Annotated in this window: 16 protein-coding genes; 14 read left to right on the top strand and 2 right to left on the bottom strand. The window is 71.5% G+C overall.

Translation table 11 applies throughout. The features are described 5' to 3' along the window. Positions 1-626: 626 nt before the first annotated feature. Genes P0084_RS10150 through murD form a run of 10 tightly spaced genes read left to right on the top strand, consistent with a single transcriptional unit; the run spans position 627 to position 10,281 of the window. Positions 627-1,133 carry a division/cell wall cluster transcriptional repressor MraZ gene (locus tag P0084_RS10150; RefSeq protein WP_308916733.1) on the top strand — a complete coding sequence of 169 codons (507 nt, stop codon included), beginning with the start codon at positions 627-629 and terminating at the stop codon, positions 1,131-1,133. Next, positions 1,130-2,104, top strand: coding sequence for a 16S rRNA (cytosine(1402)-N(4))-methyltransferase RsmH (rsmH, locus tag P0084_RS10145; protein WP_308916732.1), 975 nt, complete (start codon positions 1,130-1,132; stop codon positions 2,102-2,104). The genes P0084_RS10150 and rsmH overlap by 4 nt, the downstream gene beginning before the upstream one ends. Before the next feature lie 3 nt (positions 2,105-2,107). Then, on the top strand, positions 2,108-2,524 hold the full coding sequence (ftsL, locus tag P0084_RS10140) for a cell division protein FtsL (RefSeq protein ID WP_308916731.1): 417 nt from the start codon (positions 2,108-2,110) through the stop codon (positions 2,522-2,524). After that, positions 2,521-4,281, top strand: a complete 1,761-nt coding sequence (locus P0084_RS10135) for a peptidoglycan D,D-transpeptidase FtsI family protein (RefSeq protein WP_308916730.1) — start codon at positions 2,521-2,523, stop codon at positions 4,279-4,281. Before ftsL ends, P0084_RS10135 begins: the two co-directional genes overlap by 4 nt. A gap of 48 nt (positions 4,282-4,329) precedes the next feature. Further along, complete coding sequence (locus P0084_RS10130) at positions 4,330-5,781, top strand: UDP-N-acetylmuramoyl-L-alanyl-D-glutamate--2,6-diaminopimelate ligase (protein WP_308916729.1); 1,452 nt, start codon at positions 4,330-4,332, stop codon at positions 5,779-5,781. Then, the gene (locus tag P0084_RS10125) at positions 5,778-7,154 is read left to right on the top strand and encodes a UDP-N-acetylmuramoyl-tripeptide--D-alanyl-D-alanine ligase (RefSeq protein ID WP_308916728.1); all 1,377 of its coding nucleotides are present in this window, start codon (positions 5,778-5,780) and stop codon (positions 7,152-7,154) included. Before P0084_RS10130 ends, P0084_RS10125 begins: the two co-directional genes overlap by 4 nt. A gap of 7 nt (positions 7,155-7,161) precedes the next feature. Beyond that, the gene (mraY, locus tag P0084_RS10120) at positions 7,162-8,244 is read left to right on the top strand and encodes a phospho-N-acetylmuramoyl-pentapeptide-transferase (protein ID WP_308916727.1); all 1,083 of its coding nucleotides are present in this window, start codon (positions 7,162-7,164) and stop codon (positions 8,242-8,244) included. Then, complete coding sequence (locus P0084_RS10115; protein ID WP_308916726.1) at positions 8,244-8,624, top strand: ACT domain-containing protein; 381 nt, start codon at positions 8,244-8,246, stop codon at positions 8,622-8,624. The genes mraY and P0084_RS10115 overlap by 1 nt, the downstream gene beginning before the upstream one ends. Further along, entirely contained in the window at positions 8,621-8,884 is a 264-nt protein-coding gene (locus tag P0084_RS10110) for a hypothetical protein (protein ID WP_308916725.1), read from the top strand. The genes P0084_RS10115 and P0084_RS10110 overlap by 4 nt, the downstream gene beginning before the upstream one ends. Further along, a complete protein-coding gene (murD, locus tag P0084_RS10105) occupies positions 8,881-10,281 on the top strand; it encodes a UDP-N-acetylmuramoyl-L-alanine--D-glutamate ligase (protein WP_308916724.1) in 1,401 nt (466 codons plus the stop codon). The genes P0084_RS10110 and murD overlap by 4 nt, the downstream gene beginning before the upstream one ends. Positions 10,282-10,678: 397 nt before the next feature. Here the strand turns inward: murD and P0084_RS10100 are convergent, their stop codons facing one another. Further along, complete coding sequence (locus tag P0084_RS10100) at positions 10,679-11,200, bottom strand: DUF3859 domain-containing protein (protein WP_308916723.1); 522 nt, start codon at positions 11,198-11,200, stop codon at positions 10,679-10,681. 280 nt (positions 11,201-11,480) lie between these two features. On the opposite strand from P0084_RS10100, the gene P0084_RS10095 reads away from it, so the two are divergent. Then, positions 11,481-12,929, top strand: coding sequence for a TrkH family potassium uptake protein (locus tag P0084_RS10095; RefSeq protein WP_308916722.1), 1,449 nt, complete (start codon positions 11,481-11,483; stop codon positions 12,927-12,929). A gap of 12 nt (positions 12,930-12,941) precedes the next feature. Here the strand turns inward: P0084_RS10095 and P0084_RS10090 are convergent, their stop codons facing one another. Then, positions 12,942-14,654 (bottom strand): serine protease, encoded by a 1,713-nt coding sequence (locus P0084_RS10090; protein ID WP_308916721.1) that lies wholly within the window; start codon positions 14,652-14,654, stop codon positions 12,942-12,944. Positions 14,655-14,791: 137 nt separating this feature from the next. Between P0084_RS10090 and P0084_RS10085 the strand changes: the two genes are divergently transcribed. The 3 genes from P0084_RS10085 (at position 14,792) to glyS (ending at position 18,612) form a co-directional block, all read left to right on the top strand. Further along, complete coding sequence (locus P0084_RS10085; protein WP_308916720.1) at positions 14,792-15,724, top strand: glycine--tRNA ligase subunit alpha; 933 nt, start codon at positions 14,792-14,794, stop codon at positions 15,722-15,724. Between the two features lie 259 nt (positions 15,725-15,983). Beyond that, positions 15,984-16,502 (top strand): DUF6446 family protein, encoded by a 519-nt coding sequence (locus P0084_RS10080; RefSeq protein WP_308916719.1) that lies wholly within the window; start codon positions 15,984-15,986, stop codon positions 16,500-16,502. A gap of 4 nt (positions 16,503-16,506) precedes the next feature. Next, complete coding sequence (gene glyS / locus P0084_RS10075; RefSeq protein ID WP_308916718.1) at positions 16,507-18,612, top strand: glycine--tRNA ligase subunit beta; 2,106 nt, start codon at positions 16,507-16,509, stop codon at positions 18,610-18,612. The last annotated feature ends 133 nt before the right edge of the window (positions 18,613-18,745 follow it).

The raw sequence follows: 18,745 nt of genomic DNA, 5'->3' as shown, positions 1-18,745 counted from the left end.
GGGACCGCACGGATTCGCACGCCACCCGATGCCCTCGGACGCCCCCGACGGGAATCGTTCGTCCCACCCGATATCGCGAATCGGGAAGGCGCTCGACTAAACCCTTGATAACAAGGAAGCAGGGTTCGGAGACATGCGTGTGGGACCGGTGATCGCCACCCGTTGGCCGCCCGTGTCGGCGAAAAATCCGCCCGAACAGTGCACAATGGCCACGCACCAGATCGGGAGAGGATAACCGTTGGATAACACAATATATCGTGGCTAGCCGCGTTCTATCCCCAGCCCATCCACATGTTGTGAATCCGCTCGGTGGCATGAAGGGGCATAAAAAGGCTTTCCAACCCGCCGCCCGCATGTCACTAAAGGTGCACGGAGAAACGGGGCGGAACGCGGCAAAGATCGCATCCCCAAAGCACGAGAGGCAGGGTAAAACAGGCACCCCCCACGACGTCTCCGATGACGACGAGCCGGAGCGCGCATTCGAGCAGTAATCCCCATGGTGACTGCGCGCGACGGACACGCCCTCACGGGTGGAGCGGCGGACGGGTTTTGGCAGAAACCCGGCCGCCGCCTTCCGTTCGAGGGTCCAACGATCACACCCCCGCGCAGACGGGGCGGAGGGCACGGTGGCACAGCGGTTCCGCGGCACCAGCAGGCACAAGGTCGACGGGAAGGGGCGCGTCTCCATCCCCGCAGACTTCCGCCGCGTGCTGGACGTGCAGGACCCCGACCGCGACCCCGGCACGAACCCGACGGTCATCCTGCTGCACGGCGACGACCGCCACCCCTGGTACGAATGCTATTCCGTCTCTTCCATGGAGGAGATGGACGCCAAGCTAGACGACCTGGAGGACAGCGACCCCGACCGGTACGAGTTGCTATCGTACTTCTATTCCACCGCGGTGACGTTGAAGATCGACGATTCCGGCCGCCTGATCCTGTCGAAGGCCCTGCGCGACCGCATCGGCATCGCCGACGAGGCCGTGTTCCAGGCACGCGGCAAGACGTTCCGCATTATGGCGCCCGACGCCTCCGACGCGGCGGCCGAGCGGTTGCGCGCACGACTGGCGCAGATGCCCGACGACGTTCCGATCACCGCGCTCCTGTCCCAGAAGAAGGCGGACGGCGCGTGACCGACGGCGCGGCCGCGCCGCACGTCCCGGTCCTGATCGACGCCATCCTGGCGGCCTGCGCGCCCATCCGCGGCACCTGGATCGACGGCACGCTTGGGGCGGGGGGCTATGCCCGCGCGCTCCTGCAGGCGGGGGCCGACCGCATCGTGGGCATCGACCGCGACCCGACGGCCATCGCCATGGCGGAGGCGTGGAAGGACGATCGCGTGACCTCGTGGCAGGGCACCTTCGCGGAACTGGACGAAGCCGCCATGGACGTCGACGGCGTGACGCTGGACCTGGGCGTGTCGTCGATCCAGCTCGACCGTGCGGAACGTGGTTTCAGCTTCCTGCGCGACGGCCCGCTGGACATGCGCATGGGCGCCACGGGGCCGACCGCCGCCGACCTCGTCAACGACCTGCCCGAAGCCCGGCTGGCCGACATCCTGCACCGCTACGGCGAGGAACGCATGGCGCGCCGCATCGCCCGCGCGATCGTGCGCCGCCGCACGGCCGCCCCCATCGCCACGACGCTCGACCTCGCCGACATTGTGGCCGGATGCCTGCCTCGCGCCAAGCCGGGTCAGAGCCATCCGGCCACCCGCAGCTTCCAGGCCCTCCGCATCGCCGTGAACGACGAGTTGGGTCAATTGGCGCAGGGGCTGGAAGCCGCGGAACGCGCTTTGTCCCCGGGCGGCTGGCTGGCCGTCGTGACCTTCCATTCGATCGAGGATCGCGCCGTGAAGCGGTTCCTGGCGGACCGGTCCGACCCGGGCGGCGGCGGGTCGCGTCATGCCCCGGCACGCGCGGTCCGCGATCCCGCCTTCGCGGACGTCGCCAAGCCGATCGCCGCGGCGGAGGCGGAGGTCGCGGCCAACCCCCGCGCCCGATCGGCGCGCCTGCGTGTGGCGCGGCGGACTCAGGCGCCGGCCGGTCGCACCACGCGCGCCGCGATGGGCCTTCCCGATCCCGTCGCCATCGGACAGGGCTAGTTCATGCGCGTCCTCCTTTACACCGTCTCGATCCTGTCCGTGGTCCTCCTGGCCTTCTGGGCGTACCGCGAAGGCTATGCGACGCGGGCTACCGAACGGCAGGTCCGCGACCTTCACCGTCAGATCGCGCAGGCGGAGGCGGAGTTGGCGATGCTCAACGCCGAATGGGCCTATCTGAACCGCCCGGAGCGACTCCGCATCCTGGCGGAGATGAACTTCGAGCGGTTGGGCCTGATGCCCCTGGCGGCCACGCATTACGCGATGATCGACCAGGTCGCCTATCCGCCCGAACCGCAGGCCGCATCGGACGGCACGGCCTGGGCCACCGATCTGGACGCCGCGCTGGGCGACGTCGCGACCTTGTCCCATGGCCCAGCCCCCCTGCCGCCCCTGGCCGGCGACGGGGAGCAGTTGCCATGATCTTCCGTCGCCGGAGGCATGCCTATCTTCCGACCGATCCGTTCGCGCCCGTGCCGGCCCGCGACCGTCGACCTTCGGTCGATGCGGCGCCCCGCCGATCCGCTCGGCTCGACGCCGATGCGGTCCGGGTGCGGGCGGAACGTCGTCTCCGCGTCACCGCAGGCTGCTTCCTGGTGGGCTTCCTGACGATCGGTCTGAAGATGGCCTCCATCGCCGCGGTCGGGCCGGACGAGGGCGGCGCCTTCGGCACGGGGCCGGGCATCGCCGGATATCGGGCCGACATCACCGATCGGGCCGGGCGGGTGCTCGCGACGAACGTGCATGCCACCGCCCTCTATGCCCAGGTGGACGACATGGTCGATCCGGCCGCCGCGGCACTGGGACTGGCGCGGATCTTCCCCGACCTGGACGCGGCGACGTGGGAACGCCGCTTCACGGACGGGCGGCGCTTCCTCTGGATCAAGCCCACCATCTCGCCGGAGCAGCGGCAGGCCGTCCACGACCTGGGCGAACCCGGTCTGCTGTTCGCGCGCCGTCAGATGCGCGTCTATCCGGGCGGCGCGCTGGCCGCGCACGTGCTGGGCGGTGCCCGCTACGGCGAGCAGGACGTCCGTGCGGCCGAGATCGTGGGCATCGCCGGCGTGGAAGGCGCGTTCGACTCCACCCTGGCCGCCACGGGGCCGGGGGCGGCGCCGCTTCGCCTGTCGCTCGATCTGGGGGTGCAGGCCGCGGTCGAACGCGTCCTCGCCTCCGGCATGGACCTGATGGGGGCGAAGGGTGCGACTGCCATCCTGATGGACGTCGATACCGGCGAGATCGTGTCCCTCGCCAGCCTGCCGGACTTCGACCCCAACGCGCGACCCGCCCCCGCGACGGAAGGGGACCCGGCGGATTCGCCGCTGTTCAATCGCGCGGTGCAGGGCCTCTACGAGCTGGGGTCCACCTTCAAGATCTTCACCGCCGCGCAGAGCGTCGATCTGGGTCTGACGAACCCGTCCACGATGATCGACACGAAGGGCCCGATGCGGCAGGGGCGGCACACGATCCGCGACTTCCGCAACTACGGCCCGCGCCTGTCGGTGACGGACGTGATCGTCAAGTCGTCCAACGTCGGCACCGCGCGCATGGCGCTCGACATCGGGGCGTCGCGGCAGCAGGACTTCCTGCGCGGTCTGGGCTTCTTCGACCCCCTTCCCGTCGAGCTGCTGGAGGCGCGGCGCGCCAAGCCGCTCGTCCCTTCCCGCTGGCCCGACATCACGACGATGACGGTCAGCTACGGGCACGGCCTGTCGGCGTCGCCGCTGCACCTGGCCGCCGGGTACGCCAGCATCCTGAACGGCGGGCTGCGGGTCGCGCCGACGCTGGTGGCGGACGGGGGCGGCCCGGGCGAGCGGGTGCTGTCCGAACGCGCCTCCCGGGCGGCGCGCGACATGCTGCGGCAGGTCGTGACGCGGGGCACGGCCTCGCTGGCGCAGATCGACGGCTATGCGCTCGGCGGCAAGACCGGCACGGCGGACAAGCCCAAGCACACGGGGGGCTATTGGGACGACCGCGTCATCGCGACCTTCGCCGGCGCCTTCCCCGCGGAGGAGCCGGAATACGTGATCGTCGTTACCCTGGACGAGCCCGAGATCGACGCCGCGGGCGAGCGCCGCCGCACGGCAGGCTGGACCGCCGTGCCCGTGGCCGCCGAGATCGTGCGCCGCGTCGCGCCCCTGATGGGCCTGCGTCCCGAACGGGACGTGGCGGCTCGCTGAGGGGGTGGCGCATGGACGCCGCCGGACCGCTGGGATAGGCAGCCGCGCATGGGGTGGACGCTAGGCGAGCTTGGGCTGACGGGGCCGGACGTGACCGTGACCGGGCTATCGGTCTCGGACCGCGACGCGCGCCCGGGCCACCTGTTCGCGGCCCTGCCGGGCACGAACGCCCATGGCGCCCGCTTCGCCGGTGCGGCTGTGGCGAACGGCGCCGTCGCGGTGCTAACCGACCCCGCCGGCACCGACATCGCGGCCGTGGACGTCCCCGTGATCGCGGTGGAGGATCCGCGCGCTGCCCTGGCCTTCGCCGCCGCCCTGATGGCGGGCGACCAGCCCGACACGATGGTCGCGGTCACGGGCACCAACGGCAAGACGAGCGTCGCGGCCTTCACCCGCCAGATTTGGGAAGCCCTGGGCCACCGCGCCGTGAACCTGGGCACCACGGGGGTCGAGGGGGGCTACCACGCGCCGAGCGTCCACACGACGCCCGAACCCATCACCCTGCACCGCCTGCTGGCCGACATGGCCCGCGCCGGCGTCACCCATGCCGCGATGGAGGCGTCGAGCCACGGCCTCGACCAGCGCCGCCTGGAAGCGGTCCGCCTGGCCGCCGCGGCCTTCACCAACCTGACGCAGGACCACCTCGACTACCACGGCGACATGGACGCCTATCTGGCGGCGAAGGCTGGCCTGTTCGAGCGGATCCTGCCCGCCGACGCGGTCGCGGTGATCGATCTGGACGACCCCGCCGGGCCGGCGCTTGCAACCGGTTGCAACGCCCGCGGGCAGGAGGTGATCGGCTACGGGCGCGCGCCTGAATCCCGCCTCCAATTGACCGGACAGCGGTTCGACGCGACCGGCCAGGACGTCGTGTTCCGGTGGCAGGGCCGGGCGCACGCCGCCCGCCTCGACCTGATCGGCGGGTTCCAGGCCACCAACGTCCTGTGCGCCGCGGGCCTGGCCATCGCCGCGGGCGAGGATCCGGTCCAGGTCTTCGCCGTCCTGCCGAAGCTGACGGGCGTGCGGGGCCGGATGCAGCTTGCCGCCACGCGCGGCAACGGGGCCACGGTGTTCGTCGACTACGCCCACACGCCCGACGCCGTCGCCACCGCGCTGCGGGCGCTGCGGCCCCACGTCATGGGCCGGATCGTCGCCGTGGTGGGGGCGGGCGGCGACCGCGACACGGGCAAGCGCCCCCTGATGGGCGCAGCCGCCGCCGAACACGCCGACGTCGTGATCGTCACGGACGACAACCCCCGGTCCGAGGACCCAGCCGCCATCCGCGCCGCCGTGCGGGGGGGCGCCCCCGGGGCCGTCGAATGCGGCGACCGGGCGGAGGCCATCCTGCGCGGCGCGGGCCTGTTGGAGCCGGGCGATGCCCTGCTGGTGATGGGCAAGGGCCACGAGAGCGGGCAGATCGTCGGCGACATGGTCCTGCCCTTCGACGACGTCGAGCAGGCGTCGATCGCCGTGGCCGCCTTGGACGGACGGGTCGCATGACGCTGTGGACCGCCCAAGATGCGGCGGCCGCGACGGGCGGCCGGGCGGCGGGCGAGTGGACCGCGACGGGCCTGTCGATCGACAGCCGGACGATCGGGCCGGGCGAGCTGTTCGTGGCCCTGACCGACGCGCGCGACGGGCACGACTTCGTCGGCGCCGCCCTCGATGCGGGGGCGCCCGCCGCGATGGTGTCGCGCGTGCCCGACGGCATCGACCCCCGGCGCCTCCTGGTCGTTCCCGACGTCCAGTCCGCGTTGGAGGCGATGGGCTGCGCGGGCCGCGCGCGCACGCGGGCGAAGGTGGCCGCCGTCACGGGCAGCGTCGGCAAGACGTCCACGAAGGACATGCTCGCCCACATGCTGACGGGGCAGGGCCGGACCCATGCCGCCGCCCGGTCCTTCAACAACCATTGGGGCGTCCCGCTGACCCTGTCGGCGATCCCGCCCGACGCCGACTTCGCCGTGGTCGAGATCGGCATGAACCACCCGGGCGAGATCGCGCCCCTGGCCCGCCTCGCTGCCCCCCACGCCGCCCTCGTCACGAACGTGGCCCCCGTCCACTTGGAAGCCTTCGCCGACGGGATCGAGGGCATCGCGCGCGAGAAGGCGTCGATATTCGGGGGCCTCGTCCCGGGCGGCGCGGCGGTCTGGAACGCCGACCTCGACGTGTCGCCCATCCTGCGCGACGCGGGCGGCACCGTCGGCTTCGGGACATCCCGGGCGGACTGGCGCCTGCGCGAGGTCGCGGCCGGCGCCGATTCCGTGACCTGCGCGGCGGACACGCCCGTGGGCGAGGTCGCGTTCCGCATCGGGGCGCCGGGCGCGCATTTCGCGCTAAACGCGCTGGGCGCCCTCGCGGTCGTGCACGCGCTGGGCGGCGACGTCGCGATCGCGGCCCTGGCGCTGTCCGGTTGGGCCCCGCCCGCGGGACGGGGGCAGCGCCATGCCGTGCGGCTGTCGCCCGACACCCCGCCGGTGGACCTGATCGACGACGCGTACAACGCGAACCCGGCCTCCGTGGGCGCGGCGCTCGACCTGCTGGCCGCGACGCCCGTGGCGCGGCGGGGCCGGCGCATCGCCATCCTGGGCGACATGAAGGAGCTCGGGCCGACGGGGCCGGCCCTGCACGCGGCGCTGGCCGATCACGACGCCATGGCGTCGATCGACGTGGTCCATTGCGTGGGGCCGCTGATGCGGTCCCTGTACGACGCCCTCCCCCCGGGGCAGAGGGGGCACGTCTGCGCCCGGGCCGAAGCGCTGGGACGCCAGATGCGCGACATGCTGCGCCCGGGCGACGCGGTGCTGGTGAAGGGGTCGCTGTCGATGGGAATGCAGGCGCTGGTCGGGACCATCCGCGGCCTGGAACGGGGATAGACGACGCATGCTGTTTTGGCTGGCAGAGCTTTCGGACGGGGGCGGCCCCTTCAACCTGCTGCGGTACATCACCGTGCGGGCAGGACTGGCCTTCTTCACCGCGCTCGTCTTCGGCTTTCTGTTCGGGCGCCCTCTGATCGACCTCCTGCGCAAGCGGCAGGGGCGGGGCCAGCCGATCCGCAGCGACGGCCCCGAAAGCCACCGCGCGAAGGCGGGGACCCCCACGATGGGCGGCGTCCTGATCCTGGGCGCGGTCACGGTGGCGACGCTCCTCTTCGCGCGCCTCGACAACCCCTATGTCTGGCTGGTCCTGGGCGTGACCATCAGCTTCGGGGCCATCGGCTTCGTGGACGACTTCGCGAAGGTCAGCGCGGGCGACACCAAGGGCGTGCCCGGCCGCGTCCGCCTCGCGCTGGGCTTCCTGATCGCGGCCGTGGCGGCCATGGTCGCGCTGTGGGCGCACCCGGCGGAACTGTCCGCGCAACTGGCCTTCCCCGTCTTCAAGGACGTGCTGCTGGACATGGCGTGGATCTACGTCCCCTTCGTGATGCTAGTGGTGGTGGGATCGGCCAACGCGGTGAACCTGACCGACGGGCTGGACGGCCTGGCGATCATGCCCGTGATGATCGCGGCCTTCACCCTCGGCGTCATCGCCTATGCGGTCGGCCGCGTGGACTTCACCGACTATCTCGACGTCCACTACGTCCCCGGCACGGGCGAGTTGCTGATCTTCTGCGCGGGCCTGATCGGCGGGGGCCTGGGCTTCCTGTGGTACAACGCGCCGCCCGCGGCCGTCTTCATGGGCGACACCGGCTCGCTGGCCCTGGGCGGCGCCCTGGGCGCCATCGCGGTGGTCACGAAGCACGAACTGGTCTGGGCCGTGATCGGCGGCCTGTTCGTGGTGGAAGCGCTCAGCGTCATCGTTCAGGTCGCCTACTTCAAGACGACCGGGCGCCGCGTCTTCCTGATGGCCCCCATCCACCACCATTTCGAGAAGAAGGGCTGGGCCGAACCGCAGGTCGTCATCCGCTTCTGGATCATCGCCCTGATCCTGGCCCTGATCGGGCTAGCGACATTGAAGGTTCGCTGATGGCGACGGTGCGGGACACGGGGGCCATGATCGCGGGCATGGACCCCGTCCTCGACCTGCGCGAATACGTATTCACGACCGACCCGCCCGATCTTGACGCCGCCATCGCCACGATCCGGGAGGACGAGGGCCTGTCCGCCATTGTCCCCTTCGCCGGTTCGGGCGTGCCGATGCGCCGCATCACCCTGCGCGTCGCCAGCGACCTGGAAGGCGTGGGCCTGACCGCCGCCGTCGCCACCGCGCTGACGGACGCCGGCATCGCCTGCAACATGGTCGCGGGCCATCACCACGACCACGCCTTCGTCCCGTCCCGCGACGCCGACCGCGCCCTGGCCGTCCTGCACGCGCGGGCGGCGGCCGGAGGCGGGGGGACGCCTTGATCGGTCGCTATTTGGAATGGCGGCTGCGCAAGGCCCGCCCGCCTGTCGCGCTGGGCCTTCGCGCCGCGCGCTGGGGCGCGGTCGCGTGCCTCGCCGGGATCGTCATCGCGGCCTTCCCCGTGGCGGAAGGCTGGCGCGACGCTCGGGACGGACAGGCCCGCGCGAAGGCGGCGGGCGAACCGTTCACCGTGACCTGGGACGGGGCCGAGGGCGTCGAAGCCCTGCGTCGTTTAGGTGCGATGATGGCCGTGGGCCGATGATCCCGGTCCCCGGATACGACGGCGCGATGGTCGCGGTCCTGGGGCTGGGCCGGACCGGCCTGTCCGCCGCCCGCGCCCTTCGGGCGGGCGGCGCGCACGTGCTGGCCTGGGACGACGGCCCCGGGGGTCGCGACGCCGCCGCCGCCGAAGGGTTCGACGTCGCAGATCCCACCCGGCCCGGCGCGCTGGATGGCGTGTCGATCCTGGTCACGTCGCCGGGCATCCCGCACCTGTTCCCGGCCCCGCACCCCGCCATCCGCGCCGCCTGGGCGGCGGGCGTGGCGGTGGACAACGACATCGGCTTGTTCTTCCGCTCCCTGGGCTGGACGGACGAACCCCCCCGCGTCGTCGCCGTCACCGGGTCGAACGGCAAGTCCACCACCGCCGCCCTGCTGCACCACCTGTTGACCCGCGCGGGGCGGACCGCGCACCTGGCGGGCAACATCGGGCGCGGCGTCCTGGACCTGGACCCCCCCGGGGCGGACGACGTCGTGGTGCTGGAACTGTCGTCCTACCAGACCGAGCTCGCGCGCAGCCTGACGCCCGACGTGGCCGTGTGGACCAACCTGTCGCCCGACCACCTGGACCGGCACGGGGGGTTCGGCGGCTATGCCGCGGCCAAGCGGCGCCTGTTCGCCGAAGGGGGCCCCGACCGCGCCGTGATCGGCGTGGACGAGGACGTGGGCGCGTTCCTGGCCAACCAGATGGCGCAGGCGCCCGGCGACGACCGCATCCTGCGCGTGACGGGGGCCAAGCCCACCGGACCCGGCTGGACCCTGTCCGCCCGCAAGGGCTGGCTGACCGAACACCGCAAGGGACGGCAGGTCGCCTCCGTGGATCTGCGCGGCGTTCCCGGCCTGCCCGGGCGGCACAATCACCTGAACGCCGCCTGTGCCTGGGCCGCTGCCCGCGCGCTGGGCCTGGGGCCGCGGGAGCTGGAACCGGGCTTGCACGACTTCCCCGGCCTGCCGCACCGGTCGCAGCGCGTGGCGGAGGTGGGCGGCGTCGCTTTCGTGAACGACAGCAAGGCCACCAACGTCGATGCCGCCGCCCAGGCGTTGCAGGCCTTCCCGCGCATCCGCTGGATCGTGGGCGGCCTGATGAAGGAGGGCGGGCTCGACGCCCTGCGCCCTCACTATGCCAACGTCGCCCGCGCCTACGTCATCGGACGGGAGGCGGCGGCCTTCGCCGTGGTCCTGGGACCGGGCGTGGACGCGGTCGTCTGCGGCGACATGGCGACGGCCGTCGCGCAGGCGGCGGCGGAGGCGGAGCCGGGCGACACGGTCCTGCTGGCCCCCGCGGCGGCAAGCTTCGATCAGTACGACAGCTTCGAGCGGCGGGGGGAGGATTTCGTGGGGCGGGTGAGGGCGCTTCGTTCACCGCAAAGCGAAAGCTAGCGAGAGGACTGGTCCAACATCGTTAGGAACCGCCCCGCGCGTTAATAGCGTCCGACGACGCCGGTCGCCGCGCATCGCCGGGCCGTCACGCGGCTCGGCGATTTGGCTAGGGCAGGCACCTCCGGTCCTGACGTTCGACGGACTTGGCTAGCATAAAGGGGCAGGCGCGAACGTCGGGTCGTCGATCCCCGGCCCTGCGATACGCGGCAGAATGGGAGCTGAGACTTGTGCGCGAACCATAATGTCGGCGTGGTGGGTTGGAAACCAACCCTACGCCGAGCCGGTTCGACGACTGCGGCAAGCGTGATTGGATGCCACCTTACCGCTCCGGGAACGGCCCTACATCCCACCGTGGTGAGAGCGCGGTCATGCTCGGCCGCCTCGCAGGACCACGTGCCTAGAGGCGGTCGGCGCAGTCGATACCTGCCCGCGCGGCGACGTCCGGTGCTACGACGTCGAAGCTGGCCGATAGCAGGACTTCCTCGCCGTCCTGCACGGTCAGGGTCCACCGACCGCGATGGGGCCGATTATCTGTTCCCAGCGTTTGCGTAATCAGCGTGTTCGAACTTCCTGCACCGGCCGAAGCCCCGATGCTCGTGCTCAGGACCTCGCGCCCCGAGGGTCCGTCGATGCTCACATTAACGGTACGCCGGGACGAGACGGAGCCGACGGTGTGGTCGATCCGCACACCGAACGCGGTGCCAAGTTCCGCAGGGACCACCGAAGCGCGATAGTCGAAGCGGCTTAGGGATTCGCCGGTCTGCTTTGCCGCGCGGCGCGTTGCCGGGCATGCGACGCCCCCATCGATTGTACCGGTTAAGCCGGGGTTCGAAAGACGAAGGCTCGGGTCAAGTGCGTCCATCGGCGAGACGCACCCGGCAAGACAAATGACCGGGCCGGAGAGGAAGTATCTGAGCATGCCGCAACCTTACTGTTCCGGCATCATCGCATCAAGACGCGGGTATCCCGTGTGCCTCGGAAAGCGTAGCTCCTATCCACCATTCGCCTCGCATCGGTGGGTTGAAGCGCACCTTTACGAACCCTCGCAGTCAACCATCGATGTCCGCAGTTTACGTCTATAACCTGCTTGAGCAGAACATTGGCACGTGTGCAGCGAAAGCGCACCCTGTCCGTACGCTGGACTTACCCCAAAACCCCCACGCCTTGACCCCCCGCGCGCTCTCCCCCAACCCTCCCCCATGATCGACGTCCGTCCCGTCGGATACGTGATCGGCCTGCTCCTGCTGGTCCTCGCGGTGTCCATGCTGATCCCGATGGCCGCCGACATCGCCGACGGCAACGACCATTGGCCCGCCTTCTTCGAGGGCGCGATCCTGACCGGCCTCGTGGGGTTGGCGACGGCGCTGGCCTGCGCGAACGCGGTGCGCGACCGCCTGTCGTTGCAGCAGACGTTCCTCCTGACCGTGGCCGTCTGGGTCGCGCTGCCGGTCTTCGCGGCCATCCCCTTCGTCCTGGGCGCGACCGCCGCCGACCCGACCGACGCGATGTTCGAGGCCATGTCGGGACTGACCACCACGGGCTCCACCGTCCTGACGGGGCTGGAGGACCTGCCCGCGGGCCTGTTGTTGTGGCGGGGGCTGCTGCAATGGTTCGGCGGCATTGGGGTCATCGTCATGGCGATGGTCTTCCTGCCGGAACTGCGCGTGGGCGGCATGCAGATCTTCCGGTCGGAGGCGTTCGACACGATGGGCAAGGTCCTGCCGCGGGCGGCCCAGATCTCCAGCCAGATCAGCACCATCTACCTGGGCATCACGATGGCCTGCGCGGTGGCCTACGGCGCCGCCGGGATGCAGGCGTTCGACGCCGTGGTCCACGCGATGACCACCGTCTCCACGGGCGGGTTCGCCAACACGGACAGCAGCTTCGGCGCGTTCAAGGGCGCGCACGAATACATCGCCACGCTGTTCATGCTGGCCTCCGCGCTGCCCTACGTCCTGTTCGTCCAGGCCGTGAACGGCAAGGCATGGCCGCTCTGGCGCGACCCCCAGGTGCGGGCCTTCCTTGCGACCTACGGCGTCCTCGTGGCGATGGTCGTGTCGATGCTGCTGGCCCGCCACCAATACGGGGTGGAGACGGCCCTGCGCGAGGCGCTGTTCAACGTGGCCAGCATCATCACCGGCACGGGCTATGCCAGCGTGGACTACATGGGGTGGGGCGGCTTCCTCGTCGCGCTGTTCTTCTTCATCGGCCTGATCGGCGGCTGCGCGGGCTCGACCTCGTGCTCGGTCAAGGTGTTCCGCTATCAGATCCTCTTCGCCGCGGTGAAGGCGCAGGTGCGCGCGATCCATTCCCCCCACGGCGTGTTCGAGCCGCGCTACGGCCACCGCCCCGTGGGCGCCGACGTCCTGAACTCCGTGATGGCGTTCTTCACGATGTTCGCGGTGTCGCTGGGCGTGTTCGCCGTGGCGCTGGCGATGACCGGCCTCGACTTCGTGACCGCCGTGTCGGGCGCGGCCACCGCCCTGGCGAACGTCGGCCCCGGCCTGGGGCCCATCATCGGGCCCGCGGGCAACTTCGCCCCCCTGAACGACGCGGCCAAGTGGCTGCTGATCGCCGCCATGCTGATCGGGCGGTTGGAGCTGATGGCCGTGTTTGTGCTGTTCACCCGCCGGTTCTGGCTGGCCTGATGGGGCCGCCCCTCACTCCTCCCAGCACTGCACCAGAACGGCCAGGTCGGCGGCGCGGTCGACCAGGCGCTCGGGGGGCAGGGGGGCCAGGTCCCGGTCCGCGGGGACGGCGTCGCGGCCGAACGTCTCGACCGCGCGCAGAAGGCGGCGGCCATCGATGGCGAAGGCGGCGTCGAACGGCAGCACCTGGCCCCGGTCGCCCGTGTCGGGGGCCAGCATGCCCACCACCCGGCCCGCCCGGTCGAGGACGGGACCGCCCCGGTCGCCGTCCCGCGCCTCCAGCGACAGGCGCAGCGTGCCGTCGGTGCCGTCCAGCGCGCGGATGTCCTCCAGGGTGCCGAAGGTCAGCGTGGCCTGCCCCAGGAGCCCGTCGAAGGGAAAGCCCGCCACCGCCAGCCGGTCGCCCAGCCGCGGGGGCCGGTCGCCGATCGCCGCGACCGCGCGGGGTGCTATGATCGCCCGGGGCTCCAGCACGGCGATGCCGTCGCCCTCCATGATCGACCGCGCCTCGATGCCGTCGCCGATCGTCAGGCGCGTGCAGAACCCCGCCAGGGCGGACGACGTCAGGATCCGCCCGTCCGCCGTGATCCAGAACCCCGTTCCGCTGCGCAGGGGCTGGCGCACCTCCAGCCCCGACACCCGGTCGATGGCCTGCGCGTCCGCGTCGAACCCCGCATCCGACGGCAGGGGCGCACCGGTGGAGGCGATCGTCTCCTCCATCGCCGCGACCGCCCGTTCCGCCGCGCGGGCCGCGTCCGGGCCCCAGGACAACAGGAACCCGACCACGTGGTCCCCGTCCGCCCGCGCGAAGGCGTGCGCCGTGCGCGCGCCCTCGCCGCGGATGCGGAACTCGGCGGGCGACCGGTCGCGCGGCCCGGCGGGCGGCATCGCGTCGAGCGTCTGGATGATCTGGTACAGCCCCGCCAGGGCGTCCCGCCCCCCGGCCTGCGAGATCAACGACAGCGTCACCCCCGACCCGTCGCGTTCCCCGTAATGGACGAACGGGGCCGCGATCCGGTCGAACGCGACCAGCCCCTCGGGCAGCGTCAGGGTCAGCCCGGCCTCCGCCACCGTGACGGGCGCCAGCCCCAGGGCGGCCCGCTCGGCGCGCCACGCCCCCAGCAGCGCCGCGCGCTGCCGCGTGGTCAGCACGCCCGTCTGCGGCAGGCCCTGCGACGCCTGCCAGCCGATCATGGCCCCCCGCGTCCCGCGCCCGAAGCTGCCGTCGATGGCCGCCGCGTAATGCCCGAACCAGCGCAGTGCGCGCTGCAGATCCTGCTTCTCCGGGCGGCTCAGCGCGCGCTCCGACCGCTGGGCCTGGCGCAAGGTCTCCTCCGGGGCGGCGACCTCGGGGGCGGGGGCCGACGCGACCTCCGGGCCGGGGGACGGGGCGGGCGCGAACAAGGGGCCCCCGCCCTCGGGCCAGACCCGCTCGCCGTAATCCGAGACGTCGCTGACGAAGGAATCCCGCGGGATCAGCCCCTGGCCCCGCAGGGCGCGCAGGCGGGCCCGCGCCAGCGGCGGGTCGGGATAGGGGCCCAGCGCCACCACGTGCCAGCGCGATCCCTGGCGGAACGCCGCCACGTCGTCGAACAGGTTCGCATAGGCCTGGGCCCGGTCCACCGCCTCCGCGCGGCTGGGATGCGCTTCGATCTGGACGAAGGCGTCCTGCGCCCAGGCCACGCCGCCCCACAGGACCGCCAAACAGATCACCACCACGCGCATCGCCCAACACCCCTCCGCTCGGAACCGCGGTACCGTGGCGCAACGCTTGCCCGCGCGAAACCCGCCCGCCCGCGTTGACGCCTTGCCTGTTGCCGCATAGACGCGCCCGGACCCGCCAGCCCCACCCCCCGAGTGCCATGCCCGACGCCCCAGACGCGCCCCGTTCGTTCCAGGACATCATCCTGCGCCTGCAGGCGTACTGGGCGGAACGGGGCTGCGCGATCCTGCAACCCTACGACATGGAGGTGGGCGCCGGCACCTTCCACCCGGCCACGACCCTGCGCGCGCTGGGCCCGGTGCCGTGGACCGCGGCCTACGTGCAGCCCTCGCGCCGCCCCACCGACGGCCGCTACGGCGACAGCCCGAACCGCTGGCAGCACTACTACCAGTACCAGGTCATCATAAAGCCCAGCCCGCCCGACCTGCAGGAGCTCTACCTCGGCAGCCTCCAAGCCATCGGCATCGACATGGCGCTCCACGACATCCGCTTCGTGGAGGACGACTGGGAATCCCCCACGCTCGGCGCCTGGGGCCTGGGGTGGGAGGTGTGGTGCGACGGGATGGAGGTGTCGCAGTTCACCTACTTCCAGCAGGTCGGCGGCCACGATTGCCGCCCCGTGTCGGGCGAGCTGACCTATGGCCTGGAACGCCTGGCGATGTACGTGCTGGGCCGGGACGACGGCAACGCCATGCCGTTCAACGCCCCCGATGCCCCCATCCCCCTGACCTATGGCGACGTGTTCCGCGAGGCGGAGGCGCAGTACGCCCGATGGAACTTCGACACCGCCGACACCGCGATGTTGGAAGGGCACTTCCGGGACGCCGAAGCCGAATGCCGCCGCATCCTGGACCAGCCCGCGGACGATCCCCGCACCGGTCGCCGCATCGTCATGGCGCAGCCGGCATACGACCAGGCGATCAAGGCCAGCCACCTGTTCAACCTGCTCGACGCGCGCGGCGTGATCTCCGTGACCGAACGCCAGGCCTATATCGGCCGGGTCCGCGCGCTGACGAAGGCATGCGCGGATGCGTTCCTGAAAACGCCCGCGGGCGGGTGGGAAGCGGCATGAGGAATGGTCCGACCGGAGGGTCGAGCAGGGCCAGCGGCGGACCGGGGGGTGACGCTCCGACGGTCGTGGCCTGTTCGTTTATGGTGCCGCCGGCATCCGAACCCATCGGCGGGTGCGCGACGTCATCGAAGCGGCAGATTGCGGGACGGTCCGCCGCTGGCGTCGTGCGGATGCACGCCTCCGGCGCGACGGGGTCTGCGACCCCGCGCACCGGGCCATTGGTGCAAGCTGCGGGCGTCGCGCCATTGGTTCTTCCACGATGACCCCCGCCCGCCGCCAAACGCTCGGCAAGGCCGTCATCCTGAGCATCGCCGTCATCTGCGCCCTGGGCGGCGCGGGCCTGTGGTACACGCAGGTCCACGCCTATTGGGACGAACTGGACGGCCCCGTGACCCTGCCGGTGGACGCCACCGACGTCGCCGCCATCGCCTCCGCCTCCTCGCCGTTGGGCTTCCGCGCCTGCTTCCGCCACGACGGCACGCCGATCGATGCCGCGCCGGTGGCGAACCCGGCCCCCACCGTCGCCCCCGGCTGGTTCGACTGCTTCGATGCCGAAGCGGTGGCGGACCTGCTGGCATCCGGCCAGGCGACGGCGCACGTCGCGGTGAAGAACGCGGCCTACGGCGTGGACCGCATCGTGGCCCTGGCGGACGACGGACGCGGATGGGCGTGGCACGAATTGAACGATTGCGGGCGCAAGTCCTTCGACGGCAGCGTCGTGGGCGAGGCCTGCCCCGATCGCGACACCTTCACGCCACTGGCCGAGGGACAGGACTGACCCCATGCCCGACCTCCTGATCGAACTCTTCTCCGAGGAGATCCCGGCCCGCATGCAGGCCCGCGCCGCCGCCGACCTGCGGCGCCTGATGACCGACGGCCTGGTTGAGGCCGGATTGACCTATGACGGGGCAGCGGCTTTCGCCACGCCCCGCCGCCTGGCCCTTCGCGTGGACGGCCTGACCGACGAAAGCCCCACCCGGACCGAAGAACGCCGCGGCCCCAAGGCCGACGCGCCAGAGAAGGCGATCGACGGGTTCCTGCGTTCCACCGGCCTGTCCCGCGACGAGCTGGAAGAACGCGACGACAAGAAGGGCCGGGTGCTGTTCGCCACGGTCACCCATCCGGGCCGTCCGGCGGCCGACATCGTGGCGGAGGTGCTCGAACGTACGATCCGCAACTTCCCCTGGCCCAAGTCGATGCGCTGGGGCGACGGCCCGCTGCGCTGGGTCCGCCCCCTGCGCCGCATCCTGTGCATTCTGACGCGCGAGGACGGGGTGGAGGTGGTGCTCCTGGACGTGGACGGCATCGCCGCGGCCGACGTCACCGAAGGCCACCGCTTCATGGCGCCGGGCCCCTTCCGCGTCACAGGCTTCGGCGATTACGAACGGAAGCTGAAGCGCGCCCATGTCGTCCTGTCGGCCGACGAACGCGCCGACGCGATCTGGCAGGGCGCGACCAACCTGGCCTTCGCCTCAGGCGTCGAAGTGAAGGAAGACAAGGGGTTGCTGGCCGAAGTTGCGGGACTGGTCGAATGGCCCGTCCCCCTGATGGGCCGGATCGAGGATCGCTTCCTGTCCCTGCCGCCGGAGGTGCTTCAGACCTCGATGCGCGAGCATCAGAAGTTCTTCTCCGCCGCCGACCGCACGGGCCGTATCACCCACTTCGTCACGGTCGCCAACCGCGACACGGCGGACGACGGGGCCACGATCCTGGCGGGCAACGGCCGCGTCCTGTCCGCCCGCCTGGCCGACGCCGCCTTCTTCTGGGAGAACGACCTGCGCGTCGCGAAGGCCGGCATGGACGAATGGCTGGCGAAGCTGGCGAACGTCACCTTCCACGCCAAGCTGGGCAGCCAGGCCGATCGGATCGAGCGCATCGCGGCGCTTGCGCGCGAGATCGCCCCGGGCGTCGGCGCCGACCCCGACCAGGCCGAACGGGCCGCCCGTCTGGCGAAGGCCGACCTGGCCTCCGAGATGGTCTATGAATTCCCCGAGCTACAGGGCGTCATGGGCCGCTACTACGCCCTCGAAGCCGGCGAACCCGAGGCGGTGGCCGACGCCGCCCGCGACCACTACGCCCCCCTCGGTCCCTCCGACACCGTCCCGACAGACCCGGTGACGGTCGCCGTCGCCCTCGCCGACAAGATCGACACCCTCACCGGATTCTGGGCCATCGACGAGAGGCCGACCGGATCGAAAGATCCCTATGCGCTAAGACGAGCGGCGTTGGGCGTCATCCGTTTGGTGCTCGATAACCGCATCATACTACCTCTTTGGGGGCCTATGCGTTCTGGGTTCAGTGCATACGGACTAGCGCAGCCGGACCCGAACGATCCGGAAGACTTTTCAGGAATGGCTGAGCCGGCGAACTTGGAGGCCTTCCTCCACGACCGCCTCAAGGTGTACCTCCGCGACGAAGGCATCCGCCACGACGTCATCGACGCCTGCCTGACCGGCGACCGCACGGACGATCTGGCCGACCTGGTGTCCCGCGCCCGCGCCTTGAACGCCTTCCTCGCCACCCCCGACGGCGAGACGCTGATCCAACTCTACCGCCGCGCCAGGAACATCCTGACGCAGGCCGAGGATCGCGACGGCGTCGAATACTCCTACGGCGCCGAACGCGCCCTGGCCGAGACGGCTGAGGAACGCGCCCTGTTCGACGCCCTGGACGCCGCAAGCCCCGCCATCGACGCCGCTCTGGGGGCGGAAGACTACGCCGCTGCCATGGCCGCCCTGGCCCCCCTGCGCGGCCCCATCGACGCGTTCTTCGAAGCCGTGCAGGTCAACGCCAACTCCCCCAGCATCCGGCGCAACCGCCTCAACCTCCTGTCCCAGATCGTGCGTACCGCCGAACGCATCGCCGACCTGTCGCGGGTGGAAGGCTAGGGTCCCGCATCCCCAGGCCCCGACCCCGGGGTCCGCCGCCACCCGCACCGAACCCCGGCCGTCCTCCTCCCACACCCGACCGCCCCCGCCGCGCCACCCCCACGGCCGCAAACCGACGCCTGCGCCATTCGCG

It is taken from the genome of Jannaschia maritima (genome assembly GCF_030973515.1).
Lineage (GTDB): Bacteria > Pseudomonadota > Alphaproteobacteria > Rhodobacterales > Rhodobacteraceae > Jannaschia > Jannaschia maritima.
Note: the sequence above shows the minus strand (reverse complement) of the source record. Positions and strands in the feature narration are given on the sequence as shown.

Bases quoted from the DNA above. Each gene is read 5' to 3' on its own strand.
- mraY (WP_308916727.1), top strand. From the start codon at position 7,162: ATGCTGTTTTGGCTGGCAGAGCTTTCGGACGGGGGCGGCCCCTTCAAC.
- P0084_RS10085 (WP_308916720.1), top strand. From the start codon at position 14,792: ATGCCCGACGCCCCAGACGCGCCCCGTTCGTTCCAGGACATCATCCTG.
- P0084_RS10130 (WP_308916729.1), top strand. From the start codon at position 4,330: ATGGGGTGGACGCTAGGCGAGCTTGGGCTGACGGGGCCGGACGTGACC.
- P0084_RS10115 (WP_308916726.1), top strand. From the start codon at position 8,244: ATGGCGACGGTGCGGGACACGGGGGCCATGATCGCGGGCATGGACCCC.
- glyS (WP_308916718.1), top strand. From the start codon at position 16,507: ATGCCCGACCTCCTGATCGAACTCTTCTCCGAGGAGATCCCGGCCCGC.
- P0084_RS10095 (WP_308916722.1), top strand. From the start codon at position 11,481: ATGATCGACGTCCGTCCCGTCGGATACGTGATCGGCCTGCTCCTGCTG.
- P0084_RS10080 (WP_308916719.1), top strand. From the start codon at position 15,984: ATGACCCCCGCCCGCCGCCAAACGCTCGGCAAGGCCGTCATCCTGAGC.
- murD (WP_308916724.1), top strand. From the start codon at position 8,881: ATGATCCCGGTCCCCGGATACGACGGCGCGATGGTCGCGGTCCTGGGG.
- P0084_RS10125 (WP_308916728.1), top strand. From the start codon at position 5,778: ATGACGCTGTGGACCGCCCAAGATGCGGCGGCCGCGACGGGCGGCCGG.
- ftsL (WP_308916731.1), top strand. From the start codon at position 2,108: ATGCGCGTCCTCCTTTACACCGTCTCGATCCTGTCCGTGGTCCTCCTG.
- P0084_RS10090 (WP_308916721.1), bottom strand. From the start codon at position 14,654: ATGCGCGTGGTGGTGATCTGTTTGGCGGTCCTGTGGGGCGGCGTGGCC.
- P0084_RS10135 (WP_308916730.1), top strand. From the start codon at position 2,521: ATGATCTTCCGTCGCCGGAGGCATGCCTATCTTCCGACCGATCCGTTC.
- P0084_RS10100 (WP_308916723.1), bottom strand. From the start codon at position 11,200: ATGCTCAGATACTTCCTCTCCGGCCCGGTCATTTGTCTTGCCGGGTGC.